Source organism: Lentimicrobium sp. S6 (assembly GCF_013166635.1).
Classification (GTDB): Bacteria; Bacteroidota; Bacteroidia; order Bacteroidales; family UBA12170; genus UBA12170.
Map to the genome: position 1 here is coordinate 1 of NZ_JABKBZ010000140.1, position 4,421 is coordinate 4,421.

Consider the following 4,421-nt stretch of genomic DNA (forward strand, 5'->3'; position numbering starts at 1 on the left):
TGGGTTGATGATAGTGGTAAAGTTCATGTAAACTTAGGTTATAGAGTGCAGTTTAATAATGCAATCGGTCCATATAAAGGTGGTTTGCGTTTCCACCCAAGTGTTAACTTAAGTATTTTAAAATTCTTAGGATTCGAGCAAATCTTCAAAAATGCTCTTACAACATTACCTATGGGTGGTGGTAAAGGTGGTTCTGATTTCAATCCTAAAGGAAAATCTGATGCAGAAGTAATGCGTTTTAGCCAAGCCTTTATGTTAGAGTTGTGGCATGCCATTGGTCCTAATACTGACGTTCCTGCTGGTGATATAGGAGTTGGAGGAAGAGAAATTGGATTCCTTTATGGTATGTATAAGAAATTGGCGAGAGAGCATACTGGTGTTTTAACTGGTAAGGGTATCAATTGGGGTGGTTCTTTGGTTCGTCCTGAAGCTACTGGTTTTGGTGCAGTATATTTCGCAAAAGAAATGTTAGCTACTAAAGGTGAGACTTTCGAAGGAAAAACGGTTGCCGTTTCTGGTTTCGGTAACGTTGCTTGGGGTGCCATCACAAAGATTACTGAATTAGGTGGAAAAGCAGTGACTATTTCTGGCCCTGATGGATTTATTTATGACCCAACTGGTATTACAGGTGATAAAATAGAATATTTATTAGAGCTTAGAGCTACTAATATGGATATCGTTTCTCCTTATGCTGAAGAATTCCCAGAAGCTGAATTCCATGCTGGTAAAAAGCCTTGGGAAATTAAAGTAGATGTGGCTATGCCTTGTGCTACTCAAAATGAGATGAATGGTGATGATGCTAAGAAATTAGTTGAGAACGGTGTGATATGTGTTGCGGAAGGTGCTAACATGCCTTGTACTCCAGAAGCTGTTGAAGCACTTCAAGACGCTAAGAAGTTATTCGGTCCTGGTAAAGCAGTTAACGCTGGTGGTGTTGCTACTTCAGGTTTAGAAATGACTCAAAACTCTATGAAAATAAACTGGACTGCTGAAGAGGTAGATGCTAAACTTCACCAAATTATGATTGATATTCATAATGCTTGTCAGACATATGGTACTCAGGAAGATGGTTATGTAGACTATGTTAAAGGAGCTAATATTGCTGGTTTCTTAAAAGTTGCTAATTCTATGATGGATCAAGGTATCGTATAGATATAATATATTAAATACAAAGAGCTGCTTCGATTTATTTCGAAGTAGCTTTTTTTATGCTTGCTATTTTCGCCTAGTTTTTGTAAATTAGTGATGCTTTTTGCGAACAAATATTATAGAACTAAATATTGATGACCTTAACCACGCTCACGAGCTATTTGTTGACGACAACGAATTCTTGCTTGAATTCCATGGCTGCAATTATTAAGTTTGATAATATCTTAAAAATCATTATGCTATGAAAAATCGAAATTACATGAAAATATTAGGAGTATTGCTGGTCGGAATGCTAGCATTTAGCTCCTGTGAAAAGAAATTAGATCAAACTGAAAATAATCAAGAAGCGATAGATCCGGTTGATGTTACCATGGATAACCTCGAAGCTGCTCCGGCTTTTGACTGGGAGAATACTCAGGACGCTCAAGTTGTTATTTATACAAAAGACAATGCTGGCCATCCTGTGCCTAATGTAAAAGTGAGTGTTAAAACTGGTTTTGAAGAAGATGGAGGCCAGTTTATTATTAGTGGTCAAACCAATGAAAGTGGCGTGCTGGAATTAGACTATAATTTTGAAGCTGATGTGGAGGAATTAGTATTGTCAACAGATTATTTAGGTTTCGTTCCTGAAGTTTTGGTTCCTATTTCTAATGGGCTACTCAGTTTTACTTTTGGGGGAGAACGAGAAAGTTTCTTAGCTCAAGATTTTGGTGAGGCTCCATTTAAGAAAAGTATTGAAAGTGCTTTAAAGAGTGGCTTAAATACCAATATTACCATTAATTACCTTGGAACTTATGATTCGGAAGGTGTTCCAGATTATCTAGAAGCAGAAGGAGATTATCTTTCACCAGAATTTTTAAGTGATATTAACGACGCATTGCCTGAAATTTCAGTACCTATTTATCATCCTGAGTATTTATTGGGTGTAAATGAGCATAATTTAGTGATTCTTGATGAGGCTGATGTTTGGGTAACATTCGTATCAGAAGGGGCTGGATATCGTAATGTCCTGGCTTTCTATACCTATGATAGGGACTTTCCTCCTCAAAGTGCAGATGATATAACCGAATGTACAGTAATATTCCCAAATTCTTCCTTTGCAGGTTCTGGAGGAGGCTTATATCCTGGTGATAAAGTGAAAATTGGAACATTTCCTGAGAATACTGTTGTGGGATGGGTATTATTGAGAAATGGTTGGAGTTCCAGCAGTCAACAGGTAACAGAGGGCTTAGGATTGGTTTATTCAAATCAAGAAGCTAACCCTGAACCAAATGATGATGATAAACAACATTGTATCTTATTATATGATGCCGATAGGGAATTATTCGTCATTGGTTTCGAAGATTTGATTCGCCCCGGAGGTGATAATGACTTTAATGATGCGGTTTTCTATGCAACAGCCAATCCTATAGAAAATGTGGAAATGGAAAATGTTCAACCTGCATATCCTGACCCAATCGATACCGATGGTGATGGTATTTATGATGGTTTTGACGATTATCCTGAAGATCCAGACTTGGCATTCAATAATTATTATGCCAGTAGTGGGCTTTATGGAACTTTAGCCTTTGAAGATTTATGGCCATCAAAAGGGGATTATGATTTTAATGATTTAGTGGTTGATTATAATTTCAATAGAATTTCTAACGCAGATAATATGGTGGTCACCTTGCAAGGTAAGTTTGTAGTACGAGCCATTGGTGCTAGTTTTAGAAATGGATTTGGATTTACTATTGAAGGTGTAGATCCTTCTGTAATCGAATCTGTAACAGGCACGGAATATACCGAAGGCTATATACAAACAAATAATAATGGTACAGAAGCTGGACAAAGTAGTGCTACAATTATTGTCTTTGACAATGCCTGGAAACATGGTTCGGGAAATACCAAGCAGGGAGAGGCTTTTATCGTTCCTGATACCATTACTGTAAATATAAATCTAGTTACTCCTGTTGGAGCTGATGATTTTGGAGTGGCTCCATTTAATCCTTTTATAATAGTGAATAAGGAAAGAGGTAAAGAAGTGCACTTGGCAAATTATCCACCTAGCGATTTAGTAGATGAGACCTATTTTGGTCAGGCTTTTGATGATACGCAACCAGAAATTGGAAAATATTATAAAACAGAAGAAAACTTGCCTTGGGCTGTTAATTTCCCTAGCAAATTTCAATATCCAGTTGAGACAGTGAGTATAGACTTGGGGCATTTGAAATTTGTGTCTTGGGTTTTAAGTGAAGGAGAAGATTATAAAAACTGGTATAAAGATATAGCAGGTTATAGAAATGCTGCCAATATTTATCAAGAATAATAGTAATAATTGATTAGAGCATATTGATTTTGATTAAGAGGTCGTCATTATTGGCGGCTTCTTTTTTTTGTGCAAAATATTGCATTAGTTTAATTCCTTTTTATACTTTTGTGTTCTTATACTGGAAATAATCATACTCTATATTCATGGAAAACGCAAAGCCAAAAAACAATATTACCATAAAAGATATAGCACAGGAATTAGGGATTGCTGCTTCCACAGTTTCAAGAGCCTTGAATGATCATCCAAAAATTAGCAAAAAGCGAAAAGATGATGTATTAAATAAAGCATTGGAAATGGGGTATTCCCTTGGTGTTTCAAATCTTTTGATGAATGAGAAAAGTAGTATTATTGCTTTGATTATTCCTTCTGTTAAAGATGGGTTTTATGGGCAGGTTTATCGAGGTTTTAACGAGTACTGTCTTCTGAAGGGCTATTCACTTTTGGTATTAACTTCATTTTCCGATGCTCTGGAGGAGCGCAAATGTTTCGAACACCTTTTGCAAATTAATCCATTGGCATGTATTTATATTTCCGCAACCGAGGATAATGAAATTCCAGCATTGCAGGTTTTTCTACAAAAGAAACTACCTCTAGTTATTATTCATGAAAGTGCTTTGCAGTCTAATGTTTCTACTTTTATTATGGACAGGGAAAAAGCTATTTCTGATGCGCTTGGTCATTTGTCCTCCAGTTCTATTAAGAAACCCTTATTATTGATAGATGATGCTGCTAATCCACTAGGTTCTCCGCTTGAGCTGGTGTTTCGGAGGGAGGTGGAGATGCAGGATATGGAGTTGATTGATACGAGTGTAAGAAGAATAAATAGTGATAAAGAATGTCGGTTTTTATTGGATGAGATTTATAATAAAGAAATAGAATTTGATGCTATTCTCACTTCTTCCTATATATTGGCCTTGAGAATTCAGAATTTTCTACTGACTCGTAAAACTGAGTTTGATGC

Annotated in this window: 3 protein-coding genes; all 3 read left to right on the forward strand. The window is 36.4% G+C overall.

What is annotated here, in order from left to right; all coding sequences use genetic code 11:
* Positions 1-1,152, forward strand: a 1,152-nt coding sequence (gdhA, locus tag HNS40_RS21635) for an NADP-specific glutamate dehydrogenase (protein ID WP_172284803.1), incomplete at its 5' end; no start/stop codon positions are given.
* Between the two features lie 256 nt (positions 1,153-1,408).
* Positions 1,409-3,457 carry an LruC domain-containing protein gene (locus HNS40_RS21640; RefSeq protein ID WP_172284804.1) on the forward strand — a complete coding sequence of 683 codons (2,049 nt, stop codon included), beginning with the start codon at positions 1,409-1,411 and terminating at the stop codon, positions 3,455-3,457.
* Positions 3,458-3,603: 146 nt separating this feature from the next.
* The coding region (locus HNS40_RS21645; protein WP_172284805.1) for a LacI family DNA-binding transcriptional regulator at positions 3,604-4,421 on the forward strand (818 nt) is incomplete at its 3' end.

Bases quoted from the DNA above. Each gene is read 5' to 3' on its own strand.
- HNS40_RS21640 (WP_172284804.1), top strand. From the start codon at position 1,409: ATGAAAATATTAGGAGTATTGCTGGTCGGAATGCTAGCATTTAGCTCC.